The sequence below is a fragment of the Actinomyces slackii genome (assembly GCF_900637295.1).
GTDB classification, from domain to species: domain Bacteria; phylum Actinomycetota; class Actinomycetes; order Actinomycetales; family Actinomycetaceae; genus Actinomyces; species Actinomyces slackii.
Map to the genome: position 1 here is coordinate 2985347 of NZ_LR134363.1, position 23492 is coordinate 3008838.

General features: G+C 70.4%; 19 protein-coding genes. 12 read left to right on the forward strand and 7 right to left on the reverse strand.

Annotated elements, in window-relative coordinates:
- Positions 1–16: 16 nt before the first annotated feature.
- Positions 17–610: a MogA/MoaB family molybdenum cofactor biosynthesis protein gene (locus tag EL266_RS12350; RefSeq protein WP_051281017.1), complete on the reverse strand. Its 594-nt coding sequence runs from the start codon at positions 608–610 to the stop codon at positions 17–19.
- 312 nt (positions 611–922) lie between these two features.
- Between EL266_RS12350 and EL266_RS12355 the strand changes: the two genes are divergently transcribed.
- The 9 genes from EL266_RS12355 (at position 923) to EL266_RS12395 (ending at position 15236) form a co-directional block, all read left to right on the forward strand.
- Entirely contained in the window at positions 923–2251 is a 1329-nt protein-coding gene (locus EL266_RS12355; RefSeq protein ID WP_026426566.1) for an MFS transporter, read from the forward strand.
- An 81-nt stretch (positions 2252–2332) separates the two neighbouring features.
- A complete protein-coding gene (locus EL266_RS12360; protein WP_026426565.1) occupies positions 2333–6109 on the forward strand; it encodes a nitrate reductase subunit alpha in 3777 nt (1258 codons plus the stop codon).
- Complete coding sequence (narH, locus tag EL266_RS12365) at positions 6109–7812, forward strand: nitrate reductase subunit beta (protein WP_051281016.1); 1704 nt, start codon at positions 6109–6111, stop codon at positions 7810–7812. Before EL266_RS12360 ends, narH begins: the two co-directional genes overlap by 1 nt.
- A 1-nt stretch (position 7813) precedes the next feature.
- Positions 7814–8551 carry a nitrate reductase molybdenum cofactor assembly chaperone gene (gene narJ / locus EL266_RS12370; protein ID WP_026426564.1) on the forward strand — a complete coding sequence of 246 codons (738 nt, stop codon included), beginning with the start codon at positions 7814–7816 and terminating at the stop codon, positions 8549–8551.
- On the forward strand, positions 8548–9336 hold the full coding sequence (narI, locus tag EL266_RS12375) for a respiratory nitrate reductase subunit gamma (RefSeq protein WP_026426563.1): 789 nt from the start codon (positions 8548–8550) through the stop codon (positions 9334–9336). The genes narJ and narI overlap by 4 nt, the downstream gene beginning before the upstream one ends.
- A gap of 229 nt (positions 9337–9565) precedes the next feature.
- Entirely contained in the window at positions 9566–10441 is an 876-nt protein-coding gene (gene modA / locus EL266_RS12380; protein WP_084500550.1) for a molybdate ABC transporter substrate-binding protein, read from the forward strand.
- A 57-nt stretch (positions 10442–10498) separates the two neighbouring features.
- Positions 10499–12619 (forward strand): ABC transporter permease, encoded by a 2121-nt coding sequence (locus EL266_RS12385; RefSeq protein WP_051281015.1) that lies wholly within the window; start codon positions 10499–10501, stop codon positions 12617–12619.
- On the forward strand, positions 12606–13940 hold the full coding sequence (gene moeB, locus EL266_RS12390) for a molybdopterin-synthase adenylyltransferase MoeB (protein WP_084500548.1): 1335 nt from the start codon (positions 12606–12608) through the stop codon (positions 13938–13940). Before EL266_RS12385 ends, moeB begins: the two co-directional genes overlap by 14 nt.
- Positions 13941–14207: 267 nt before the next feature.
- Positions 14208–15236, forward strand: coding sequence for a zinc-dependent alcohol dehydrogenase family protein (locus EL266_RS12395; RefSeq protein ID WP_051281014.1), 1029 nt, complete (start codon positions 14208–14210; stop codon positions 15234–15236).
- A 64-nt stretch (positions 15237–15300) separates the two neighbouring features.
- Here EL266_RS12395 and EL266_RS12400 read toward each other — a convergent pair whose 3' ends face one another.
- From EL266_RS12400 to EL266_RS12415, 4 genes are all read right to left on the reverse strand, one after another.
- Positions 15301–15792: a GNAT family N-acetyltransferase gene (locus EL266_RS12400; protein ID WP_026426560.1), complete on the reverse strand. Its 492-nt coding sequence runs from the start codon at positions 15790–15792 to the stop codon at positions 15301–15303.
- Between the two features lie 65 nt (positions 15793–15857).
- Positions 15858–16412, reverse strand: a complete 555-nt coding sequence (locus EL266_RS12405; protein WP_026426559.1) for an NAD(P)H-dependent oxidoreductase — start codon at positions 16410–16412, stop codon at positions 15858–15860.
- Between the two features lie 111 nt (positions 16413–16523).
- On the reverse strand, positions 16524–17522 hold the full coding sequence (locus EL266_RS12410) for an alpha/beta hydrolase family protein (protein WP_084500547.1): 999 nt from the start codon (positions 17520–17522) through the stop codon (positions 16524–16526).
- A gap of 79 nt (positions 17523–17601) precedes the next feature.
- Positions 17602–18540: an alpha/beta hydrolase gene (locus tag EL266_RS12415; protein WP_026426558.1), complete on the reverse strand. Its 939-nt coding sequence runs from the start codon at positions 18538–18540 to the stop codon at positions 17602–17604.
- A 194-nt stretch (positions 18541–18734) separates the two neighbouring features.
- Between EL266_RS12415 and EL266_RS12420 the strand changes: the two genes are divergently transcribed.
- Complete coding sequence (locus EL266_RS12420; protein WP_026426557.1) at positions 18735–19217, forward strand: MerR family transcriptional regulator; 483 nt, start codon at positions 18735–18737, stop codon at positions 19215–19217.
- A 24-nt stretch (positions 19218–19241) separates the two neighbouring features.
- On the opposite strand, the gene EL266_RS14000 is transcribed toward EL266_RS12420, so the two are convergent.
- A complete protein-coding gene (locus EL266_RS14000; RefSeq protein WP_331852926.1) occupies positions 19242–20561 on the reverse strand; it encodes an NAD(P)H-dependent oxidoreductase in 1320 nt (439 codons plus the stop codon).
- Positions 20562–20774: 213 nt separating this feature from the next.
- Positions 20775–21326: an HXXEE domain-containing protein gene (locus EL266_RS12430; protein WP_197719247.1), complete on the reverse strand. Its 552-nt coding sequence runs from the start codon at positions 21324–21326 to the stop codon at positions 20775–20777.
- A 308-nt stretch (positions 21327–21634) separates the two neighbouring features.
- Between EL266_RS12430 and EL266_RS12435 the strand changes: the two genes are divergently transcribed.
- Both EL266_RS12435 and EL266_RS12440 read left to right on the forward strand, forming a co-directional pair.
- Positions 21635–22462, forward strand: a complete 828-nt coding sequence (locus EL266_RS12435; protein ID WP_026426555.1) for an inositol monophosphatase family protein — start codon at positions 21635–21637, stop codon at positions 22460–22462.
- 173 nt (positions 22463–22635) lie between these two features.
- Entirely contained in the window at positions 22636–23472 is an 837-nt protein-coding gene (locus EL266_RS12440; protein ID WP_026426554.1) for an undecaprenyl-diphosphate phosphatase, read from the forward strand.
- The last annotated feature ends 20 nt before the right edge of the window (positions 23473–23492 follow it).

A 23492-nucleotide genomic window follows, 5' to 3' on the forward strand; every position in this document is an offset into this window, starting at 1 on the left:
GGAGTGACGGGTGGGGTCAGTGGTCGCCGCCGCCGAGCTGCTCCAGGACGTGGGGCACCAGGGGGCCGATCACCGCCACCGTGTCCTTGACCCCTCCCCGAGAGCCCGGGGCATTGACCACCAGGGCCCCCTGCGCCTCCCGGGAGGTCACGCCCACCAGGCCGCGCGAGAGCCCGGCCAGCGGGGTCTTGGTCAGCCCATGGGCGCGGATCTGAGCCTCCAGGCCCTCCATGCGCGCCTGGAGCAGCGGGGCCGTGCCCTCCGGGGTCAGATCCCGGGGGGTCACCCCGGTGCCGCCGGTGGTCAGCACCACGCGCGCCCCGCCGGCCACGGCCGCCTCGATCGCCTCGCGCACGGGCTCGACGCCGTCGGGCACGACCACGACCCCGGGGGCGATGACGCCGTGCCGGGCCAGCAGCTCCACGGCCAGCGGCCCGGAGAGATCCTCGCGCCGACCCTCGGCGCAGCGGTCCGAGACGGTGATGACGGCGCCGGCCACGGGGGCGGGCAGGGGCTTCAGGCCCTTCTCAGCATCGGGGCCCTCAGCGCGCGGCCGCCCGGGCAGGGCCTCGAGCGCCCCTTCAGGCCGCGCAGCGGGATTCTCAGTCATAGGGCAACCGTAGCCCTCGCCCCTTGCTGGGGCGGCAGCCTCATCGTCGTCGACGGCCCGTCAAGCGGACCCCTCGCCCCATGCGGGGCGGGGCCGGTCACGATCCAGATATTTAAGACATTCACATGTTACTTAAATACCTTATCCATGCTTCCGTCGCATGACACTTTTCCCCATCATTCCGCGCCTGAGGCAACCCCCCGCACAACTCCCCGGCGGACCGGCATGATGATCCTGACGGGCCGACGCGCCGCACCGCCGCCGGGCTGGCCCGCACCGAGCACCCACACCGCCCCGACTCGCAGGAGCCTCATGTCCACGCTCAACACCTCCGGTCGGGTCCTGACCGGGTGGAATCCCGAGGAGCCGGAGAACTGGTCCGCCTCCATCGCCTGGCGCACCCTGGCGATCACCACCTTCTCCCTCATGCTGGGCTTCAGCGTCTGGTTCCTCCCCAGCGCCATCGCCCCCAGGCTCGCCGAGATCGGCTTCGACCTGTCCAAGGACCAGCTCTACTGGCTGACCTCCATGCCCGGCCTGTCCTGCGGTCTGCTCAGGCTGGTCTACATGTTCCTGCCCGCCACCATCGGCACGCGCAAGATGATCGGCTTCTCCTCCCTGCTCTACGTCCTGCCCATGCTGGGCTGGTTCACCGTGGTGCAGAACCCCCGGACCCCCTTCTGGGTGCTGCTGGCCCTGGCCTTCACCTGCGGCATCGGCGCGGCGACCTTCTCCGGCTACATGCCGTCCACCGGCTTCTTCTTCCCCAAGCGCCTGGTCGGCACCGCCCTGGGCCTGCAGGGGGGCCTGGGCAATATGGGCATGAGCGTCATCCAGCTGGTCGCCCCCTTCCTCATGAGCATCTCCCTGTTCGGCCTGACCTGGGTCGAGCCCTTCGAGGAGGGCGCCCCCATGGTGGTCAACCCCACGGTCTTCTTCCTGCCCTGGGCGCTGGTGGCCGCGGCTCTGGCCTTCATCTATCTCAAGGACGTCCCGGTCAAGGCCAATATCAAGGAGCAGCTGGACATCTTCGGCAATGTCGACACCTGGCTCATGACCGTCATCTACATCATGACCTTCGGGCTGTTCTCCGGATTCGCCGCCCAGACGGCGCTGATCATCAACAACAACTTCGGCGCCGCCTCCCCCCTGGGCGACAACTTCGCCGCCGCCGACCTGCCCGTGGGCGCCTCCTACGCCTTCCTGGGAACGCTCATCGGCTCCTTCCTGCGCTTCGCCTGGGGGCCCATGTGCGACCGCTTCGGCGGGGCGGTGTGGACCCTGGTCTCGGCCATCGGCATGGCCGTCACCTTCAGCTTCTGCGCGGTCCAGCTGACCGCCCCCGATGAGCCGGGCGACTTCACCCCCTTCCTGTGGGGGATGCTGGCCATGTTCTTCTTCGCCGGGGTGGGCAATGCCTCGACCTTCAAGCAGATGCCCATGATCATGCCCAAGCGCCAGGCCGGAGGGGCCATCGGCTTCACCGCCGCCGTCGCCGCCCTGGGCCCCTTCCTGGTGGGGGTGGCCCTGACGGCCATGGAGGCCGCCACCTTCTACTGGAGCTGCGCCGTCTTCTGCGTCATCTGCGCGGTCATCACCTGGATCCGCTACGCCAGGCCGGGAGCCGCCCGCCCCGGGTGATCCGGGCCGCCAGCGCCCGGCCGCGCACGCCGGGCGCCACAGTCATCATCCGCACACCGCGCACCGCATCAAGGAGCATCGATGTCCACCTCCACCGGATCTCGCCCCACCGAGGGGATCGTCCCGGGCCCCCACCACAAGGTCGAGAACGCCACCGGGCTGCTGGCGCTGGGCTCCTATCTGCGCCGGGGTCAGGCCTCCCCCGACGCGCGGCGCCTCTTCCTGACCGGCGGGCGCGACTCCGACACCTTCTACCGCCACCGCTGGAGCCACGACAAGATGGTCCACTCCACGCACGGCGTGAACTGCACCGGGTCATGCGCCTGGGAGGTCTACGTCTCCGACGGCGTCATCACCTGGGAGAAGCAGGTCACCGACTACCCGACGACGGGCCCCGACATGCCCGAGTACGAGCCCCGCGGCTGCCCGCGCGGCGCGGCCTTCTCCTGGTACACCTACTCCCCCACGCGCATCCGCTACCCCTATGTGCGCTCGGTCCTCCTGGACGCCTTCCGCGTTGCCAAGGCGGCCAACGACGGCGATGCGGTGGCCGCCTGGGCCCAGGTCACCGGGGATGAGGCGACCTCCCGGACCTACAAGTCCGCCCGGGGCAAGGGCGGCATGGTGCGCGTCAGCTGGGATGAGGCCATGGAGATCGTGGCGGCCGCCTATGTGCACACGATCCGCACCTGGGGGCCCGACCGCATCGCCGGCTTCTCCGTCATCCCGGCCATGTCCCAGGTCTCCTACGGCGCCGGCGCCCGGCTCCACGAGCTCATCGGCGCCACCATGCTCTCCTTCTACGACTGGTACGCCGACCTTCCCCCCTCCTCCCCGCAGGTCTTCGGCGACCAGACCGACGTCCCCGAGGCCGGCGACTGGTACAACGCCCAGTTCCTCATGATGTGGGGCTCCAACCTGCCCATCACCCGAACCCCGGACGCCCACTTCATGGCCGAGGCGCGCTATCACGGCCAGAAGGTCGTGGCGGTCTCCCCGGACTTCGCCGACAACACGAAGTTCGCCGACCAGTGGCTGCGCGTGGCCCCCGGCACCGACGGCGCCCTGGCCCAGGCCATGGGCCATGTCATCCTCAAGGAGTTCCACGTCGGCAAGCAGGAGCCCTTCTTCCTGGACTACATGCGCCGGCACACCGACTCGCCCTTCCTCATCGGCCTGGAGCCCTCCCGGGACGGCACCGGATTCGTGCCCGGGCGCTTCGTGACGGCCTCGGATATCGCCGGGGTGTCCCCTGACGCCCCCAAGAACGAGTTCCGCCCCCTGGTGTGGGACCGCAAGCACGGCCCGATGGACCCCGGGGGCACGCTGGCCGACCGCTTCACCCCCGAGGGCGAGGGCCGCTGGAACCTGCTCATGGAGGGCGTGGACCCGGTGATGAGCATCCTGGACCTCCACGACTCCGAGGTCACGGTGCAGGCCGCCGAGGTGCTGCTGCCCCGCTTCGACCTGCCGGGCTCCTCCACGCCCCAGGGAAGCGTCGGGGGCGGCACGGTGCGCCGCGGCGTGCCGGTGACCCGCGTGGGCGACCGCCTGGTCACCACCGTCTACGACCTGCTGCTGGCCCAGTACGCCGTCAAGCGCCCCGGACTCCCCGGCCAGTGGCCCGAGGACTACCAGGACGCCACGGTGCCCGCCACCCCGGCCTGGGCCTCGGAGATCACCGGCGTGCCGGGCCCGGCCATGATCCGGGTGGCGCGCGACTTCGCGCTCAACGCCGTCGAGTCAGGGGGCCGCTCCCAGATCCTCATGGGGGCCGGGATCAACCACTACTACCACGCCGATCAGATCTATCGCACGATCCTGGCGCTGACCTCCATGTGCGGCACCCAGGGCGTCAACGGCGGGGGCTGGGCCCACTACGTGGGGCAGGAGAAAGTCCGCCCGATCTGCGGCTTCCAGCAGTACGCCTTCGCACTGGACTGGCACCGCCCGGCCCGCCAGATGATCTCCACCGGCTTCTGGTACATCACCACCGACCAGTGGCGCTACGACTCCACCTCCGCCGAGCGCCTGGCCTCCCCGGTGGACCCGGGCTCCATGGTGGGCAAGACGACGACGGACACGATGGTCGAGGCCATGAAGCGCGGCTGGACCCCGTCCTACCCGACCTTCAACCGCTCCCCGCTGCTGCTGGGCCAGCAGGCCAAGGAGGAGGGGATGTCCCCGGCGGACTACATCGTCAAGGAGCTCCAGGCCGGCACCCTGCGCTTCGCCTGCGAGGACCCCGACGCCCCGGAGAACTTCCCGCGCATCGTCTGCAACTGGCGCACCAACCTGCTGGGCTCCTCGGCCAAGGGCACGGAGTTCTTCATGCGCCACATGCTGGGCGCCGATAACGACGTCAACGCCACCGAGGCCGCCCCTGAGGACCGGCCCGCCTCGGTGACCTGGCGCGATGAGGCACCCAAGGGCAAGCTGGACCTGCTGTGGACCTCGGACTTCCGCAACACCTCCTCGACGCTGCACTCCGACGTCGTCCTGCCGGCGGCCACCTGGTACGAGAAGCACGACATCTCCTCGACCGACATGCACCCCTTCGTCCACTCCTTCAACGCGGCCATCGACCCGCCGTGGGAGGCGCGCACGGACTTCCAGATCTTCCAGACCCTGGCCGGCCTCATCTCCGCCTGGGCCCCCACCTACCTGGGCACGCAGACCGACGTCGTGGCCGCCCCCCTCAACCACGACACCCCCGACGCCCTGACCATGGCGCACGGGGATGTCTCGGGCCTGCCCGAGGGCTGGGTGCCGGGGGTGACCATGCCCAAGCTCATCCCCACCGAGCGGGACTACACCCAGATCCGGGCCAAGTTCGACTCCCTGGGTCCCCTGGCCGAGAAGCTGGGCCTGCCCTGCAAGGGCATCATGCTCAAGCCCGGCCCCGAGGTGGAGCGCCTGGCCCGCAACCACGGGACGCTCGACGTCGGGCAGGCGGCCGGCCGGCCCCTGCTGGACACCGACATCCGGGCGGCCGATGCGATCCTGACACTGTCGGGCACGACCAACGGCCGCATCTCCACCCAGGGCTGGGAGGACCTCTCGGCGCGCACGGGCACCGACATGGTCGAGCTCTCCGCCGAGGAGGCCGGCAAGATCATCACCTTCCAGGACACGCGCACCAAGCCGCAGGGGGTCATCACCTCCCCGGAGTGGTCCGGCTCGGAGCACGGGGGTCGGCGCTACTCGGCCTTCGTGGTCAATGTGGAGCACGCCAAGCCCTGGCACACGCTGACCGGCCGCATGCACTACTACCTGGATCATGACTGGATGCGGGACATGGGCGAGTCGCTCCCGGTCTTCCGCCCGCCGCTGGACTTCCACGCCCTGTACGGCGAGGCGCCGCCCGGCGCGGTGGGCACCTCCCAGGAGGGGACCGCGGAGGTGGCGGTGCGCTACATCACCGCGCACAACAAGTGGGCGATCCACTCCCAGTACTTCGACAACCTCCACATGCTCACCCTGGGGCGCGGCGGCCAGACCATCTGGATGAGCCCCCAGGACGCGGACAAGGTCGGGGTCACGGACAACGACTGGGTGGAGGCCTACAACCGCAACGGCATCGTGGCGGCCCGCGCCGTCGTCTCCCACCGCATCCCCGAGGGCATGGTCTTCATGCACCACGCCCAGGAGCGCACGATGAACACGCCCCTGACCGAGCGCTCCGGGCGGCGCGGGGGCACGCACAACTCGCTGACCCGCATCGTGCTCAAGCCCAGCCACTTCGCAGGCGGCTACGGCCAGTTGGCCTACGCCTTCAACTACATCGGCCCCACGGGCAACAACCGCGACGAGGTGACGCTGATCCGCCGTCGCAGCAACCAGGAGGTGACGTTCTGATGAAGGTCATGGCCCAGATCGCGATGGTGATGAACCTCGACAAGTGCATCGGCTGCCACACCTGCTCAGTGACCTGCAAGCAGGCGTGGACCAACCGCGAGGGCACCGAGTACATGTGGTTCAACAATGTCGAGACCCGCCCGGGCGTGGGCTACCCGCGCGCCTGGGAGGACCAGGGCACGTGGCGCGGGGGCTGGGAGCGCACGGCCTCGGGCCGGCTGCGCCCGCGCTCGGGGGGCCGGCTGCGCCGCCTGGCCACCATCTTCGCCAACCCGGAGATGCCCACGGTCGAGGACTACTACGAGCCCTGGACCTACGAGTACGACCGGCTGCTGTCAGCCCCCAAGGACTCCCCCACTATCCCGGTGGCCCGCGCCAAGTCGCAGCTGACCGGGGAGTACATGCCCACCATCGAGTGGGGCCCCAACTGGGATGACGACCTGGGCGGCTCCATGGAGACCCTCTCGCAGGACCCGGTGCTGGCGGGCATGAGCCACAAGGTGCGCACCGATATCGAGTCGGTCTTCATGTTCTACCTGCCGCGCATCTGCGAGCACTGCCTCAACCCCACCTGCGTGGCGGCCTGCCCCAGTGGCGCGATGTACAAGCGCACCGAGGACGGGATCGTCCCGGTGGACCAGGACGCCTGCCGCGGCTGGCGCATGTGCGTGTCGGCCTGCCCCTACAAAAAGGTCTACTTCAACCACGCCACCGGCAAGGCCGAGAAGTGCACCCTGTGCTACCCGCGCCTGGAGATCGGCGAGCCCACCGTGTGCTCGGAGACCTGCGTGGGCCGCCTGCGCTACCTGGGCGTCCTCCTCTACGACGCCGACCGCGTCTCCCAGGCCGCCGCCGTCAAGGACCCCCAGGACCTCTACATGGCGCAGCGCGAGATCCTCCTGGACCCCCACGACCCCGAGGTCGTGGCCGCGGCCCGCGCCGAGGGCGTGCCCGCCTCCTGGATCGAGGCCGCCCAGGCCTCCCCCGTCTGGGACCTCATCGACACCTATGAGGTGGCCCTGCCCCTGCACCCGGAGTACCGGACCATGCCGATGGTCTGGTACATCCCGCCGTTGTCGCCCATCGTCGATGAGCTGGCCGCCGCCGGCCTGGACGGGGAGGACCACAAGGTCCTGCTGACGGCCGTCTCGGAGATGCGCATCCCCCTGGAGTACCTGGCGGGCCTGTTCACGGCCGGGGAGACCAACACGGTCGAGCTGGTGCTGCGCCGCCTGGCGGCCATGCGCTCCCATATGCGCGAGGTGCGCCTGGGGCGCGAGCCCGACCCGTCCATCGCCGCCTCCGTGGGGCTGGACGCCGCCAGGCTGGAGGCCATGTACCGCCTGCTGGCCATCGCCAAGTACGACGACCGCTACGTCATCCCCACCGCCAAGCCGGAGGTCCCCCGCGGCATGGAGGGCATGGCCGACGACGTCCGCCTCCTCCTGGGGGACGGCGCCCCGTCCGGCTGCCACCCCGATGTCGCCTCCTTCCACGGCCAGAGCGGATCCGCCCCCGTGGCCCTGCCCCTGCCGACGGTGCGCCGCGAGCCGGTGCCGGCCGCCGGCCCGGGGATGCCGCTGGTGGGACTGCCCGAGCCCATCGCCCACTCCGACACCGTGCCCATGGGGATCCCCGTGGGCCGGGCGGGGGACGCCGTCAAGGTCTCGGGCGCATCGGCCCCACGCACCCGGGAGCCCTGAGATGGTCTCCTTCATCCGCGCCCCCCGGGTCCTGGAGCCGCCGGCGCAGGTCGATCTGGAGCCGGCCCAGCGAGCCACCGTGCATATGGCGGCCTCCCTGCTGCTGGACTACCCCGATGAGGGGACGCTGGGCCCGCGCCTGGACGCCGTCGAGGCTGAGCTGGCGGGGCCGGCGGGGCTGCCCGCCGCGGTGGCCCTGCCCCTGGAGGAGTTCGTGGCCATCGCCCGCGAGCGCGGGGAGCGGACCATGGCCGAGCACTATGTGGAGACCTTCGATCGTCGTCGGCGCTGCTGCCTGTACCTGACCTACTACGCGGTGGGCGACACCCGCCACCGGGGGGCGGCCATCCTGGCCTTCAAGCAGGCCCTGGCGGCGGCCGGCTACGAGATGACCAGCGATGAGCTGCCCGACTACCTGCCGGTGGTCCTGGAGCTGTCGGCCCGCAGCGGCGATGAGGTGGCCGACGCGCTGCTGTCCTCCCACCGGGAGGGCATCGAGGTGCTGCGCTCGGCCCTGGCCGACGCCGACTCCCCCTACGGGCTGCTGGTCGAGGCGGTCTCCATGACCCTGCCGCGCATCGATGAGGCCACCGCTGAGCGCATCCGGGCCCTGGTGGCGGCCGGCCCGCCCACCGAGACCGTGGGGGTGACCGACACCCTGCCCTTCCCGACCCTGCCCGCCAAGCACCCAGTCATGCCCGGCATCGGGCAGCCCGCCGTCCAGGAGGTCCCGTCATGAGCCCGCTTGAGCAGAACCTGCTGTGGGTCGCCCTGCCCTATGTCTGCCTGTTCCTGCTGGGGGCCGGCATGATCTGGCGGTGGCGCTCCGACCAGTTCGGGTGGACGTCCCGCTCCTCGCAGTGGTACGAGTCGCGCCTGCTGCGCGCCTCCTCCCCGGTGTTCCACCTGGGCTTCCTCATGGTGGCCGGAGGGCACGTGGTGGGGCTCTTAGTCCCCAAATCCTGGACCCAGGCCGTGGGGGTGAGCCAGCACCTGTACCACCTGGGCGCCACCTACCTGGGCACGCTGGCCGCGGTCCTGACGATTCTGGGGCTGGTGGGCCTCATCTACCGGCGCGCGGTGGTCAAGTCGGTGCGCCTGGCCACCACCCGCAACGACCTGGTCATGTACTGCTTCCTCATCGTGCCGGTGCTGCTGGGGACCATCGCCACGGTGTCCAACCAGCTCTTCGACGCCCACGGCTATGACTACCGCGAGACCATCAGCCCCTGGCTGCGCTCGGTGCTGACCTTCCAGCCCCAGCCCGAGCTCATGGCCGATGTTCCCCTATCCTTCAAGATGCACGTGGTGGCGGGCCTCCTGCTCCTGGCCATCTGGCCCTTCACCCGGCTGGTCCATGCCGTCTCCGCGCCGGTGGGCTACGTCTCGCGGCCCTATGTGGTCTACCGCTCCCGGGAGGGGTCGGCCGCCACGGCCCGCACCCGCCGCGGCTGGCAGCCGGTCCACACCCAGGGCACCGGCAACCAGGGCAGCAACGACACCGCCCCCTCCCAGGGGGCGTGAGGCACAGTCCTTCTCGCTTCCTCGGTGCATCCGCTACCCCCAACAAGCTCATGGCAGGGCCCGCCCATCCGGGGCGGGCCCTGCCACGTCTCGTGGCGCATCTCTCATCTATCCTGGCGGCGGCGCCGTCGACCCATGCACTCCGGCATGACGGAGGACGACGCCCGGGGGGGCCGAGCCGCAGGCGGCGGATCGGCCTCGCAATCGCCACTCATGAAAGGAACCCGCCATGCGCCTGCCACGACGCACCGCACTGTCAGCCCTCGCCCTCGTCCCCGCCCTGGCTCTGGCCGCCTGCGGCGCGGGCTCCTCATCCCAGGCCACCGACTCATCCTCCAGCGGCGCGGGCTCAGCCGCGCCGCAGGCGGCCAGCGGCGAGCTCACCGTCTTCGCGGCAGCCTCCCTGCAGGGGGCCTTCCAGGAGATCGGCGCCGCCGTCGAGAAGGAGAACCCGGATCTGAGCATCACCTTCGACTTCCAGGGATCCCAGGACCTGGTGGCCTCCCTGTCCGGCGGCGCCCCGGCCGACGTCCTGGCCACCGCCAACGAATCCACGATGAAGGACGCCACCGACCAGTCCCTGGTGGGCCAGAGCACCGAGTTCGCCACCAATGTCCTGACCCTCATCGTCCCTGAGGGCAACCCCGCGGGCGTCACCGGCCTGGACTCCTCCCTGACGGACGCCAAGCTGGTCATCTGCGCCCCCGAGGTCCCCTGCGGTGAGGCCACCGCCAAGCTCGCCCAGGCCCTGGGGGTGACCCTCGACCCGGTCTCCGAGGAGCAGAAGGTCACCGACGTGCGCGGGAAGGTCGAGAGCGGGGAGGCCGACGCCGGCATCGTCTACACCACCGACGCGGCCGCAGCCAAGGGCGTGGAGACGATCTCGATCCCCGACGGCGGCGTCATCAACCACTACCCGATCGCGCCCACCGCCAAGCCCGCCAACGCCGAGGGCGCGCGGGTCTTCATCGACTACGTCCTGAGCCAGGAGGGCCAGGCCGTCCTGACCGAGCACGGCTTCGGAGCCCCCGGGGCCTCAGCCGGCGCCTCAGGCTCGGCGAGCAGCACGCCTGCCGGCACGGCCAGCACCACCAAGGCCGGCTGACCGCGGGGCCGGCAGGAGGCCTCCTCCTGCCGGCCCTACCGCAGCGCACCAGCTCCCATGCTCTTGTCACCGTTGTCATCCACGTCATCCGCCGGCGCGCAACGGCCCGCGGGCGCCCGCCTCAGGCGCTCACGGGCGGTGCGCGCGCCCCTGCCCGCAGCCGTCGTCCTCCTGGCGGCGCTGGGGGCCTGTGCCATCGTCCTGCCCCTGGTGGGCATGGGGACGCGTGTGGCCTGGCCGCAGCTCCCCCAGCTCCTGGCCTCTCCGAGCGCCCAGCAGGCCCTGTGGCTCTCGGTGCGCACCTGCCTGGCCGCCACCGTGATCAGCGTGGCCCTGGGGGTGCCGCTCGCCCTGCTCCTGGCGCGCTCCTGGCCGGGGGTGCGGATCGCCCGGATCCTGGCGGTCCTGCCCATGACCATGCCTCCGGTGGTGGCCGGCATCGCCCTGCTGGCCACCCTGGGCCGGCGCGGCCTGCTGGGCGCCCACCTGGACGCCTGGGGAATGACCATCGCTTTCTCCACGACCGCCGTTATCGTCGCCCAGGTCTTCGTGGCCATGCCCTACCTGGTGGTCACGCTGGAGGCGGCGCTGCGCAGCCGCGACACCCGCTCCGAGGACATCGCCCGCACCCTGGGCGCCGGGCCGTGGCGGGTGCTGCTGCGCATCACCCTGCCCCTGGTGGCCCCGGCACTGGCGCGCGGCACCGCCCTGGCCCTGGGGCGGGCCCTGGGTGAGTTCGGGGCCACCATCGCTTTCGCCGGCTCCAGGCAGGGGGTGACTCGCACGATGCCGCTGGCGATCTACTTGGAGCGGGAGTCGGACACCCCCACCGCCCTGGCCCTGGCGGTGGTGCTCATCGGCCTGTCCTTCCTGGTGGTGGGGGCCACCACGGTGCGCTGGGACCGGCTGGTGGCGACGCCCCGGGCCGACGGCGCCGCAGGCCCGCCCGCTCCCGGCGCGCCCGAGCCGGACCCGGATCCCGTTGGTCCCATGGACCATCCGGAGAGTCAACGGGGGCCCGCGGCCGCGGGCAGGGGGCGGGACCTGGAGGTCTCCTTCTCCAACCGGGAGCGCGGGATCGCCATCGACCTGACGGTGGCCGCAGGATGCACGACGGCGCTGATCGGCCCCAACGGCTCGGGCAAGTCCACGGTGTGCGCCGTGGTCGCCGGACTGCTCGATGCCGCGGGCGGCAGCGTGAGACTGGGCGGCCGGGTCCTGGACGGCCCCGGGGCCTTCGTGCCCGCGGGCCGGCGCGACGTGGCGCTGCTCGCCCAGAGCCCCGGAGTGTTCACCCACATGTCGGTCCTGGAGAACGTCGCCTTCGGGCCGCGCTGCCAGGGCCTGGGCAGGGCGCGGGCCCGCCGTCGCGCCCGCGCCGAGCTGGAGGCCGTGGGCGCCGGGCATCTGGCCGAGCGCCCCGGATCGGAGCTCTCCGGTGGGCAGGCGGCCCGCGTGGCCCTGGCCCGCGCGCTGGCGACCGGCCCGGCGGCACTGGTGCTCGATGAGCCCATGGCGGCCCTGGATGTGGGCGCCCGGCAGGAGGTGCGCGCCCTCATCGCCCGCCGGGCCCGCGACCGGGGGCTGACCGCGGTGCTGGTCACCCACGACGTCCTCGACGTGGCCGCCCTGGCAGACGACATCGTCGTCCTGGAGCATGGGCGGGTGGTCGAGCGGGGCCCGGCCGCACACGTGCTGACCGCCCCGGCCACGGACTTCACCGCGCGCCTGACCGGCACCACCGTCCTGTCGGGCCGCCTGGCCGGCTCCCGGCAGGCCCCAGCCCTGGAACTGGCCCCGGGGATGCTCCTGCATGGCCGCCCCCAGGATGAGGAGCAGACGGCGGAAATGGAGGCCGGGGGCCCGGGAGTGGCCCTCGTGCCGCCCGACGCCGTGGCCCTCTACCACCGCCCACCCACCGGCAGTCCCCGCAACGTCCTGGCCGTCAAGGTGCGGGGCATCGAGCGCGCCGGGGCCCTGGTGGGGGTCGAGCTCGCCCTGGGAGAGCAGTCGCTGCGGGCCACGATCACCGCGGCAGCGGTAGCCGACCTGGGCGTCAGGGCCGGCCAGCAGCTGTGGGCAGTGGTCAAGGCCGTCGAGGTGCGCATCCTGGGCCGGCCGGTGCACCAGGATATAGGCATGAGCGAGCATCCGGGAGGGGACCATGACCAGCACTGAGCGCATAGCAGGACTGGGCGGCCGGGACAGGCTCGTATCCGGGGCGGTGCCGGCGGAGTCGGCGGCCCCGATCATCGCCGATAGGCGCCTGGCTCCCCTCAGCCGCCAGGAGCTGGAGCGCTACCACCGCAACGCCCTGGTCCCCGAGGTCGGGCTGGTGGGCCAGCAGCGCATCCGCGCGGCCCGCATCCTCCTGGTGGGGGCCGGGGGCCTGGGATCGCCGGCGGGCCTCTACCTGGCGGCGGCCGGCGTGGGCACCATCGGGATCATCGACGACGACGAGGTGGATCTCAGCAACCTGCAGCGCCAGGTCATCCACACCACGTCCGCGGTGGGCACGCCCAAGGCAGACTCTGCCGCCACCGCCATCACCGGCCTCAACCCGGGCGTGGAGGTGATCGCCCAGCGCATGCGGGTCACTGGGGACAATGCGCTGGAGCTCCTGGACGGCTGGGATCTGGTCATCGATGGCACCGACAACTTCCCCACTCGATACCTGCTGGCCGATGCCACCGCGCTGATGGGCATTCCGCTCATCCACGGCGCGGTGCTGCGCTCCCATGGCCAGGTGGGGGTCTTCGACGCGCGCCGGGGGCCCTGCTACCGCTGCCTGCACCCCCAGCCGCCGGCGCCGGGCTCAGTGCCCTCCTGCGCGGAGGCCGGGGTGCTGGGGGTGCTGCCGGGGATCGTCGGCACCATGCAGGCCGCCGAGGCGCTCAAGCTCATCGTGGGCGGGGGGAGACCGCTCATCGGCAGGATCCAGATGCTCGACGTCTGGGGGGCGCGCATCCAGGAGGTCGCCGTGGCCCGCAACCCGGACTGCCCCCTGTGCGGGGATCACCCCACCATCACCGCTCTGGTCCCGCACGAGGATGGCTGCCCAGCGCCCGGAACGGCAGCGCGCCCCCACGGCGAGCCCGGCGCCACAGGCCCCGGCACCGCTGAATCCGCTCAATCCACTGCGACGCCCAACATCCAAGGCCCCACCGCCCCGCCCGCGATGGAATACGACGAGATCAGCCCCGCCGAGCTGGCAACACTGCTGGCCGGTCCCCACGCCCCGGCGCTGCTCGATGTGCGCGAGGAGGTCGAGGTGGCGCTCGATCCGCTGCCCGGAGCCCGGCACATCCCCCTGGGCGAGGTCATCCAGCGCGCCGACGAGCTGGATGAGGGGCGGCCCACCGTCGTCGTCTGCGCGGCCGGGGTCCGCTCGCGTCGGGCGATCGAGGCCCTGCGCGCCGTCGGCTACCGCGGCGAGCTCATCAACCTCGCAGGGGGCATGCGCGCCCTTCACGAGGCGGGCCAGGCGAACCGAGACTGAGCCGGAGGCGATCCGGCGGAGGGGCCGGGGCTGAGACCCCTCTCATCGGCACTGATGGGAGGGGCGCGGCCCGGGCACGAGCGCCGAGGAGCCGGACCCGCGGCGCGACCCGTCGAGGCTCAGCGCGTGGAGAACACCGACGCGGAGCGCTGTCGGGGCCTGGGCGGCGGTGCCGCCCGAGCGTAGGCTGGATGCACAGGCACGCATCAACGAATCCTGATGAGAGGAAGTCCCGTGGCCGCTTCTGCTCCTGCTCTACCCACCACCATGCGCGGCGTCGTCATGCACGGCCCTGGCGATGTGCGCGTCGAGGACCGCCAGGTCCCCAGCATCGTGGATCCCGGCGACGCCATCCTCAAGGTCGAGGCCGCCTGCATCTGCGGCTCCGACCTGTGGCCCTACCGGGGCATCGACGCCGACTTCCCCGAGGGCGGCCGCCCTATGGGCCACGAGTACGTGGGCACCGTCGTCGAGGTCGGCCGGGATGTCACCAACGTCAGGCCCGGGGACTTCGTCGTCGGCTCCTTCTGCCTGAGCGACAACACCTGCGAGATCTGCGTGGACGGCTTCCAGTCGCGCTGCGCCAACGGCGGCTTCATGGGCGACACCCAGGCCCAGTACACGCGCGTGCCCCAGGCCGACGGCACGCTCGTCGTGGTTCCCGGCGGTAAGCCCGAGGATGAGGATGTCATCGCCTCCCTCCTGGCCGCCTCCGATGTCCTGGGCACCGGCTGGTTCGGCGCGGTGGCCGCCCAGGCGGGCCCCGGCAAGACCATCGCGGTGGTCGGCGACGGCGCCGTGGGGCTGTCGGCCGTCCTGGCCGCCAAGGCGCTGGGCGCCGAGCAGGTCATCGCCTTCTCCCGGCACGAGGACCGAGCGGCCCTGGCCCGCGAGTTCGGGGCCGACGTCGTCATCGCCGAGCGCGGCGAGGAGGGCGCCGCCACAGTGCGCGAGCTCACCGGCGGATACGGCGCCCACGGCGTGGTCGAGGCCGTGGGCAATCAGGTCTCCATGGAGCAGGCCATCGCCAGCTGCCGACCCGGCGGCCATGTGGGCTATGTGGGGGTCTCCCATGGCGTGAGTCTGGACGGGCAGTCGCTCTTCTTCGCCGAGGTGAGTCTGCTGGGCGGGCCTGCCCCGGTGCGCCGCTTCCTGCCCGATCTCATCGAGCGGATCCTGGCCGGGGAGATCAATCCCGGCAAGGTCTTCACCTCCCGCCTGCCCCTGGAGGAGGCCGGAGCAGGCTACCGGGCGATGGATGAGCGCAAGGACATCAAGGTCTTCCTGCGCCCCTGATCAACTGTCGCGTGGACGTGCTCCCTAATCTCCTGGGAACCGTGTCCTTGTTCTCCGCTCTCGGTCATCCCTCAGAGAGGTCCTTGAAGTAGCGGGCCACCGGCCAGCGCTGGAATCCGAGGGCCTCATACGAGGCCCGTGCAGGCGCGTGCCCCGGATCGCCTCCGGTCTCCACCATGACCATGCTCATCCCGGCGCTGCGCGCCCGCTCCATGGAGCGCTCCATGAGCGCGCGGCCGATCCCCTGGCCTTGGAAGGCGGGGTCCACGACCACGACGTAGACCTCGGCCATGCGGTCTTCGGGATGAAGACGGGTGCAGACCCAGCCCACTGGCCTGCCGTCGAGCACGGCCACGTCCACGCCCTGACTCTCCTGGTCCAGCACTGCGGACAGGTCGGCCCTCTGGCGCGCCCTCCAGCCCTCCGGATAGAACGAGCGAAAGACGAAGGTGGGAACTGCGGCCTCAGTCTGCGGGAAGACGGGCTCCCATGCCCTGAGCGACAACTCCAGGAGCTCACGGCGCCAGCCCGCCTGATAGGCAACGATCTCAAGCACGCCGGCAGCCTATCGTTGGCCATCGCCGTCCCCGACGAGCCTTCATCGGGCCCTTGGGGCCCGTCTCAGCCCAGGCGATCCAGTGCGGGGCGGGGTGCGGTGAGCGCGGCGGCGTACTGCCGGGCGCGCTCGGCGAGCTGCTCATCCGAGATCCTCATGGAGCCGATCGTGGCGAAGGGCTCGACGTAGGTGAGGTTGCACCGGTTGGCCGTGGCCTGGAAGGGTCGCAGGAGCTCGGTCACCGTGTAGGTGAAGGCGCCCTCGCGGCCGTACTCCTCGGCACCCGGGGACACGGCGATGAGCAGCTCCTTGCCCACCAGGGCCTTGCCCACCAGGGCCTTGCCCTTCGAGCCGTAGGCCCATCCGTGGGTGAGCACGTCGTCCTGCCACTGCTTGAGCAGGGAGGGCGAGGAGTACCAGTACATGGGGAACTGCAGGACGATCCGGTCGGCGGCCTCCACGGCAGTCTGCTCGGCCTCGACGTCGATGACGCCGTCGGGGTAGAGCTCGTAAAGGCGGCGGACGGTGACGCCCTGCTCGCCCTCGGCGGCTTCAGCCAGCGCCCGGTTGACGCGCGATGACTCAAAGCGCGGGTGGGCCAGGATGACGAGTGTCTTCATCATTCCTCCTGTAGTCGGGGTTGTTGATTGATTCAAATCGCTCGCGGTGCGGTGCGATGACAGCATCGCCGCTCGGCGTCGCCTCGCAGGGCCAGGGTCGACCCGGCAGGATCAGTGCTGATAGAGGTCGAGGTCGGCGAAGAATCCGTCCATGTCCTTGACGGCTGTCACGAAGGCATCTCCGAAGAACTCGTGCCCGCCTCCCGGGACCACCTCGTAGGTCGAGTTGGGGTAGACCTCGTGAGCGCGCTCGGAGTAACTGGCCGGGACCGTGGTGTCGCGGTCACCGTGGAGGAGCAGTACGGGGCCGCTGTAGGCACCGATCTCGGAGTAGACGTCGTAATCCCACATGTCCTCGGCGTAGATGCGACCGACGTCGATCCAGTCGATATAGCGGAAGGTCTGGGGCACATCGTCAAGGCTGGCGAAGTCGCTGTGCAACTGATCGGGGATGATGAAGGCCGGATAGGCCAGAACCATCCCGGCGATCTCATCGGGGATCCGGGTGGCGGTCACGGCCGCCACCAAGCCCCCCTGGCTCCCTCCATGCAGCAGGATTCGATCCTGGTCCACCCATGACCAGCCCTGGGCCTCATGCACGACGGCCTCCAGGTCCCGGGCCTCGGTGAGCACCGACATCTCGGTCGTCGAGCCCTGGGAACGACTTCCCGAGATGGAGCCGCCGGGGAAGTCGAAGACGTAGTAGGCGATGCCCCGCGAGGCGAAGTACTCCGCGTACCCCTCCCCCGTGCGATGACTGGTGCCCAACTCATGGGCGAAGATGACGAGGCGGTGCGGTCCCGGGGTGTCGGGGATATAGGCGCGGCCCCAGATGGTGCGGCCCTCACTGCTCGCAGTGATCTCCTCAGTGGTGTAGGGGATATCGCCTGCCTCTGCGCTCTGATCGCCGGAGGCTCCGGGGGCATAGGTACCCGACGGCGAGGATGTCATCGTGCTCCCTTGAGGTCTTTCATCGGTGTTGGTCGGTCGAGACTGCGGTACGCAGGCGGCGATGAGCATGCTGAACACGATGAGCGCGACCAGGATGCCCCTCGACCGGGTGGGCGGGACGGTGATGGTGGATGTCTCCTTGAGTCCCATCGCTCTCATGACTCCTTCGCCTCTCCTGGTGCCGCACGGCGAGGTCCGGGGCGGTCTCCGCAGGAGGCGCCGGCCCGGACCAGCGGCCTCACCGGGACAGCGACTCCGACAGGAAGGCGTCGATCTGCTCGAATGGGATGAGATCCATGCGGTGGTAGAGGTCCACGTGCCCCGCCCCGGGGGCGACGAGCAGGCGCTTGTCGGTGGTCAGGCGCTCGTGGATCGCCTCGGACAGGGGACGGGTCGCGGCCTGCTCGCCCACCACGGTGAGCACCGGCACCTCGATCCAGTCGGGGTGGGACAGCTCGGGGAAGTTCATGAAGGACAGGTTCGAGGTGGCCGTGAACTGAGTCGTGGAGTTGTGATGATGCCCCGTCTCCCTCCAGTAGAAGGCGCCGAACTCGCTCATGGGGTTGTCCTCGCTCAAGGTCATGGGCGAGCCCATGGCGGCCATCGCCGGACTGGGGGAGCCGAAGTCCAGGTAGCGCTGCTCGGCCAGGTCGGCCAGAGCGGCGCGCCTGGCCTCGGCGTCGGAGTACAGGGGCAGGAAGTTGGCGGAGATGTCGATCATGGACACGCTGACCACGGCCCTGATGCGCGGGTCCACCTGGGCGGCGGTCAGGCCGAAGGCACCGGAGGCGCACACGCCCACCACGCCCAGGCGCTGGCGGTCCACGAAGGACCTGGTGCCCAAGTAGTCGATGCCGGCGTGGAAGTCCTCCACGAAGACGTCGGTGGACGAGACGTGCCGGGGGCTGCCCTCGGAGTAGCCGTTGTAGGAGGTGTCGAAGGCCAGGGCGGCATACCCCCGACGGGCCAGCTCGTTGGCGTAGATGCCGGCGGCCTGCTCCTTGACCGCACCATAGGGGGAACCGACCAGGACCCCGGTGAGCGAGGCCTCTTCGCCGATTCCTCGAGGCACATAGAGGTCCGCTGCCAGGGTGATGCCGTAGCGGTTGGCGAAGCTAACGTGGCGGCGCTCAACGGAGGGGTCGAGATCGAAGATGTAGTTGCCGTCCTGGGCCATGAGGGATCCTCTCGATAGGTCGGTGGCAGGCGGCGCAGGAGCGCGATGAGCGCAACTGGTGCCGGGCGTGCTTGTCCCGCCGCGGGACCATCATTAACGTTGAAGTGAGGTTCAAATCGATATGCGATCGCATGACCTCCCTCACAGGATCCCGTATCCGCCCATCCGCGCAGCCCCAGGATCGGAGAAAGCGCATGACCTACACCATCGGAGAGGCGGCCAGCAGAATGGGCATCGCCACCTCCACCATCCGCTACTACGACAAGGAGGGCCTCCTGCCCACGCTGTCGCGCACAACCGGAGGAAACAGGCGGCTGACCGATGAGGATCTGGGGGCCCTGGAGATGATCGTCTGTCTCAAGACCTCCGGTTTGCCGATTAGGGGAATCCGTCAGTACATGTCCTGGCTCTCCGAGGGTGATGCCACGCTGCCCCAGCGCCTGGTCCTCTTCAGGCAGCGACGCCAGGACATTCTGGAGCAGATCGACCGGCTCCGCAGCGCCCTGGAGATTGTGGAGTACAAGTCCTGGTACTACGAGCGCGCCATGGAACTGGGCGGGGAGCGCGCAGTCCTGGAGATGGACCTGGCCAGGGTCCCGGAGGCATGGCGCACCCTGCACTCGCGCGTGGCCGCCAATAACTCCTTGACCGCTGCCGTTGAGCGGGATGCACCCTGATCCGCGCCCGTGAGCGCCGGGCGCTCAGCCGAAGATATCGAGAACCGGCAACTTGCTCGCCGAGAGCACGGCGGCGTAGTCCTCGGCGCGCTGGGCGATGGCCTCGTCGGTGATCTCCAGGGCGCCCACCGACAAGAAGGGCACCATGTACTTGGTGCCGATGACCCGGGAGGTGCCCTGCATGGGGCGCAGGAACTCGTGAACCGTGAAGATATGCGCGCCCTCACGGCCGTAGGCGCTGCCGGACCCGCCCACTGAGACGGCCAGGAGGAGCTCCTTGCCGTGAAGGGCGGTGCCGGTGGACCCGTAGGCCCACCCGAAGGTCAGCACGTCGTCGAGCCACTTCTTGAGCAGCGGGGTGGTGGACAGCCAGTACATGGGGTACTGCAGCACGATGCGGTCGGCGGCCAGCAGCGCCTGCTGCTCGGCCTCCACATCGATGGTGAAGTCGGGGTAGATGTCGTACATGTACCGCACGGTGATGTCGCCGCCGAGAGTCTCCGCCCGAGCCGCCAGGGCCTTGTTGACCCGAGAGTTCTCGATGTCGGGGTGGAAGACGAGGACGAGGGTGTTCATAGGTGGCTCCGTTTCCTGTGCTGCGTGCGGGGAGTCTGCTGAGGCGGCGCCGTGTGCGCCCGGGCCGGCGGCCATCACCGCGGTGCTGGCGCGCAGCCCCTCGATGAGAATCTCGATCTTGGTTCCCAGGGAGGCCGCATCCGCCCAGGACTCCTGGGGCCTGAGGGCGGCAAGATCGCTGCTGCGCGGGCCGAAGCCCTGGACCCCCTCGACCCCGAAGGTCGCCCCGTCCTGCCCGTAGTACTCGTCCCACACCTGGGTCGCCGCATCGATGCCGCGCTGCCCGGGTCCGGCGGGGCCGCGCAGGGCGGCCGCCGAGCGGTGGGCGGTCAGGACGATGCCCACCAGGTGGTCGAGGGCCAGGTAGGCGTCCGCCTCGGCCAGGCCCGCTTCAACCAACGCGGTATGGGAGCGCTTGACCGCGGGCGCGAAGGGGACCCCGGCCCAGGGAATGTCGATGAGCGTGTGGTCCAGGCCGGGGTAGTGCTCCAGCATCGTCCAGATGGAGTCGGCCAGGTAGCGCAGGTGATCGGCCCAGTCCAGCCCCGTACGAGGCAGCCGCAGGCCGGCGGCCACGCGCTCCATGCAGGCGGCCAGGAGATCGTCGCGAGAGGCCACCGCCCGGCGCAGGTCGGCGGGCTGCACTCCCAGTCGCTTGGCCACCTTCCCCATGGTGAAGGCGTCCACGCCGATCTCCAGGGCTGCGGCGACGACGTCATCCCGCTTTATGCCGCCGGAGGGCTCGTCATCTTCCCAGTCCTGTGTCATGGTCACCACAATAACGAAGCGGTAACAGGTGCGCCAACTTCGGTGAGTCCCTTCGGAAACTCCATGCGGGACGGCCTTGCGGCCACCCGCGACCCTGAGTGCTGACCCCGCGCGGATCGTCAAACCCGCTTTGGGTCAGGCACGACGCCGACCACCGCCTTCCTCCTCACCGGCCCCTCCAGTAATGGTGGGGTTGGGCACAGCGGGCCAACGTCACGCCCCGGCCTGCCGCCATCCGCGTACCGAGCGCTCTCCCAGGACCGCCAGCGCTGCGCCGTGAACCACGGACAGCAGTGGAACCACGCTCAGAGCGGCGAGAACCGCACTCCGGTCGATATCGGACAGTCCACGGCGCGCCCAGATCCAGTAGGGCAGAACGATGGTGGGACTGGTTGCCACGCCGGTGGCATATCCGCGCAGAGCCGCGGCTCCAGCCATATGGAGCAGCCCGTGAACCCCGAAGGCGAGCACAGCGCCCCGGAATAGGGGCGAAGCACCGCCACTGCGGATGCCCCGACGGCTGACTGCTGTGACGATCACCGCCATGATGCCGATGCTCAGGGTCACATGCTCCTGGGAGACGCCGCGCTCGCGCAAGCCCTCGGTCATGGGAACCGCCCGGGGCAGGCGCCGCAGCGTGCGCGCAGAGGCGGGCGACATCGTCACCAGCTCCTCGGCGTCATGCAAAGCCCAGGCCGCGAGTAGACCCATGCACACGCAGTTCATCGAGCAGGGCGATCCAGCCCCGTCAGACATGCTGACCATGGGCGATACCCTACTGAGGACCGCCTGCCGGAGTGACCACCGGCGAAGCGCTGGCCGACCTCGACCGCCCCACCGATGAGCCCCTCTCCTCGCTCGCCGGAGACAGCGCTCTCATCGACGTCGACGTCGCGCACGATCCGCTGGCTGGGACGCGAGACCTACTCAATGGCTGCTTCCTGAGGTCGACGGCGATCAGTCAGGCGAGCGCGGGGTACCCCTGTACACGCAAGGACACAAGGACACAGAACAGGTCACCATCTGCGCCCGGGCTGCGGGCCAGCCTCACCCCCGCCCGCTACCGTGGTGTCATGAGCGACACCGCCGCCCCCACGCCCCCGGTCACCGAGCGCCGGTGGCGCGACGACCTCCACCTGGCCCACATGATCGCCGACCAGGTGGATCGCCTGACCCAGGCCCGATTCGACGCCCGGGACTTCACCGTGGAGACGAAGCCGGACCTGACCCCGGTCACCGAGGCGGACCGGGAGGCCGAGCGCGCCATCCGCGAGCACCTGGGGCGGGCCCGGGGCCGCGACTCAGTACTGGGCGAGGAGATGCCCACCACTGGCCGCTCCCCCAGGCAGTGGGTCATCGACCCGATCGACGGCACCAAGAACTTCGTGCGGGGAGTCCCGGTGTGGGCCACGCTCATCGCGCTGGTCGAGGACGGCCAGGTCGTCGTCGGCCTGGTCTCCGCCCCGGCGATGACGCGCCGCTGGTGGGCGGTCAAGGGCGGCGGCGCCTGGACGGGCCGCTCCCTGAGCTCCGCGCGCCGCCTGTCGGTCTCCCGGGTCTCCCACCTGGCCGATGCCTCCCTGTCCTACTCCTCCCTGTCGGGCTGGGCCACGGCCAAGCGGCTGCGCGGGATGCTGGGCCTCATGCAGGCCTGCTGGCGCACCCGCGCCTATGGCGACTTCTGGTCCTACATGCTCCTGGCCGAGGGCGCCGTCGACCTGGCCGCCGAGCCCGAGCTGGAGCTCTACGACATGGCGGCACTGGTTCCCATCGTCACCGAGGCGGGCGGCACCTTCACCTCGCTGAGCTGGCAGGCCGGGCCCTTCGGCGGCAATGCGGTGGCCTCCAACACCCTGCTGCACGGCGCTGTCATGGAGCACCTGGGCACGGAGACGGACTGACGGACTGACTGCGTCTGGTTGTGCCCGACCCTCCCACCTGCCGCCGCGCCATGCTCTGAGGGCGGTGCCACAGCCGAGGATGCTCCACCGGCATGTTCTGGCGACCCCGGCGCCGGTAGCCTGCCACCCGGGCCACCCGCCCCACCCGTCCCGCTCAACCTCTGGGAGTTCCATTGAACTGGCTGCACGCCGTCATCCTCGGCATCGTCGAGGGCATCACCGAGTTCCTGCCCGTGTCCTCCACCGGCCATCTCAACATCGTGGAGAAGCTCCTGGGCTATGAGATCGACTCGGCGGGGATGACCGCCTTCACGGCGGTCATCCAGATCGGCGCGATCCTGGCGGCCGTCATCTACTTCTGGGGCGACATCGTGCGGATCGCCGTGGCCTGGTGCAAGGGCCTGGTCTCCAAGCCCGAGCGCAGCGACCCGGACTACACCCTGGGCTGGGGCGTGATCCTGGGCTCGATCCCCGTGGCCGTGGTGGGCCTGCTCCTGGAGGACTTCATCGAGGTCACCGCCCGGTCCCTGTGGATCATCGCCGGCGCCCTCATCATCTGGTCGGCCGTCATGTGGCTGGCCGACCGTCAGACCAACCTGACCAAGGGCATGCGGGACGTGACGATCAAGGACGCCCTCATCATCGGCTGCTTCCAGGCCCTGGCCCCGGTCCTTCCCGGCATCTCCCGCTCGGGGGCCACGATCTCAGCGGGACTGTTCCTGCGCTTCGACCGCGTGACGGCCACGCGCCTGTCCTTCTTCATGGGCATCCCCGCCCTGGTGGCCGCCGGCCTCCAGCAGGCGGTGACCTCCGCCGACGAGATCGGCGCCACCGTGGGATGGTCGGCCACGATCATCGCCACCGTGGTCTCGGGCATCGTGGCCTACGCGACCATCGCCTGGCTGCTGAAGTTCGTCTCCTCCAACAAGTTCACCTCCTTCCTCATCTATCGCGTCATCCTGGGCCTGGTCATCGTCGGCCTGGTGGCCTCGGGCACCATCGCCGCCTGACTCCCGCGCGCCGTGCGCGG

Coding starts and splice junctions, on each gene's coding strand:
- EL266_RS12350 (WP_051281017.1), bottom strand. CDS start 610: ATGACTGAGAATCCCGCTGCGCGGCCTGAAGGGGCGCTCGAGGCCCTG.
- EL266_RS12355 (WP_026426566.1), top strand. CDS start 923: ATGTCCACGCTCAACACCTCCGGTCGGGTCCTGACCGGGTGGAATCCC.
- EL266_RS12360 (WP_026426565.1), top strand. CDS start 2,333: ATGTCCACCTCCACCGGATCTCGCCCCACCGAGGGGATCGTCCCGGGC.
- narH (WP_051281016.1), top strand. CDS start 6,109: ATGAAGGTCATGGCCCAGATCGCGATGGTGATGAACCTCGACAAGTGC.
- narJ (WP_026426564.1), top strand. CDS start 7,814: ATGGTCTCCTTCATCCGCGCCCCCCGGGTCCTGGAGCCGCCGGCGCAG.
- narI (WP_026426563.1), top strand. CDS start 8,548: ATGAGCCCGCTTGAGCAGAACCTGCTGTGGGTCGCCCTGCCCTATGTC.
- modA (WP_084500550.1), top strand. CDS start 9,566: ATGCGCCTGCCACGACGCACCGCACTGTCAGCCCTCGCCCTCGTCCCC.
- EL266_RS12385 (WP_051281015.1), top strand. CDS start 10,499: ATGCTCTTGTCACCGTTGTCATCCACGTCATCCGCCGGCGCGCAACGG.
- moeB (WP_084500548.1), top strand. CDS start 12,606: ATGACCAGCACTGAGCGCATAGCAGGACTGGGCGGCCGGGACAGGCTC.
- EL266_RS12395 (WP_051281014.1), top strand. CDS start 14,208: ATGCGCGGCGTCGTCATGCACGGCCCTGGCGATGTGCGCGTCGAGGAC.
- EL266_RS12405 (WP_026426559.1), bottom strand. CDS start 16,412: ATGAAGACACTCGTCATCCTGGCCCACCCGCGCTTTGAGTCATCGCGC.
- EL266_RS12410 (WP_084500547.1), bottom strand. CDS start 17,522: ATGAGAGCGATGGGACTCAAGGAGACATCCACCATCACCGTCCCGCCC.
- EL266_RS12415 (WP_026426558.1), bottom strand. CDS start 18,540: ATGGCCCAGGACGGCAACTACATCTTCGATCTCGACCCCTCCGTTGAG.
- EL266_RS12420 (WP_026426557.1), top strand. CDS start 18,735: ATGACCTACACCATCGGAGAGGCGGCCAGCAGAATGGGCATCGCCACC.
- EL266_RS14000 (WP_331852926.1), bottom strand. CDS start 20,561: ATGACACAGGACTGGGAAGATGACGAGCCCTCCGGCGGCATAAAGCGG.
- EL266_RS12430 (WP_197719247.1), bottom strand. CDS start 21,326: ATGGTCAGCATGTCTGACGGGGCTGGATCGCCCTGCTCGATGAACTGC.
- EL266_RS12435 (WP_026426555.1), top strand. CDS start 21,635: ATGAGCGACACCGCCGCCCCCACGCCCCCGGTCACCGAGCGCCGGTGG.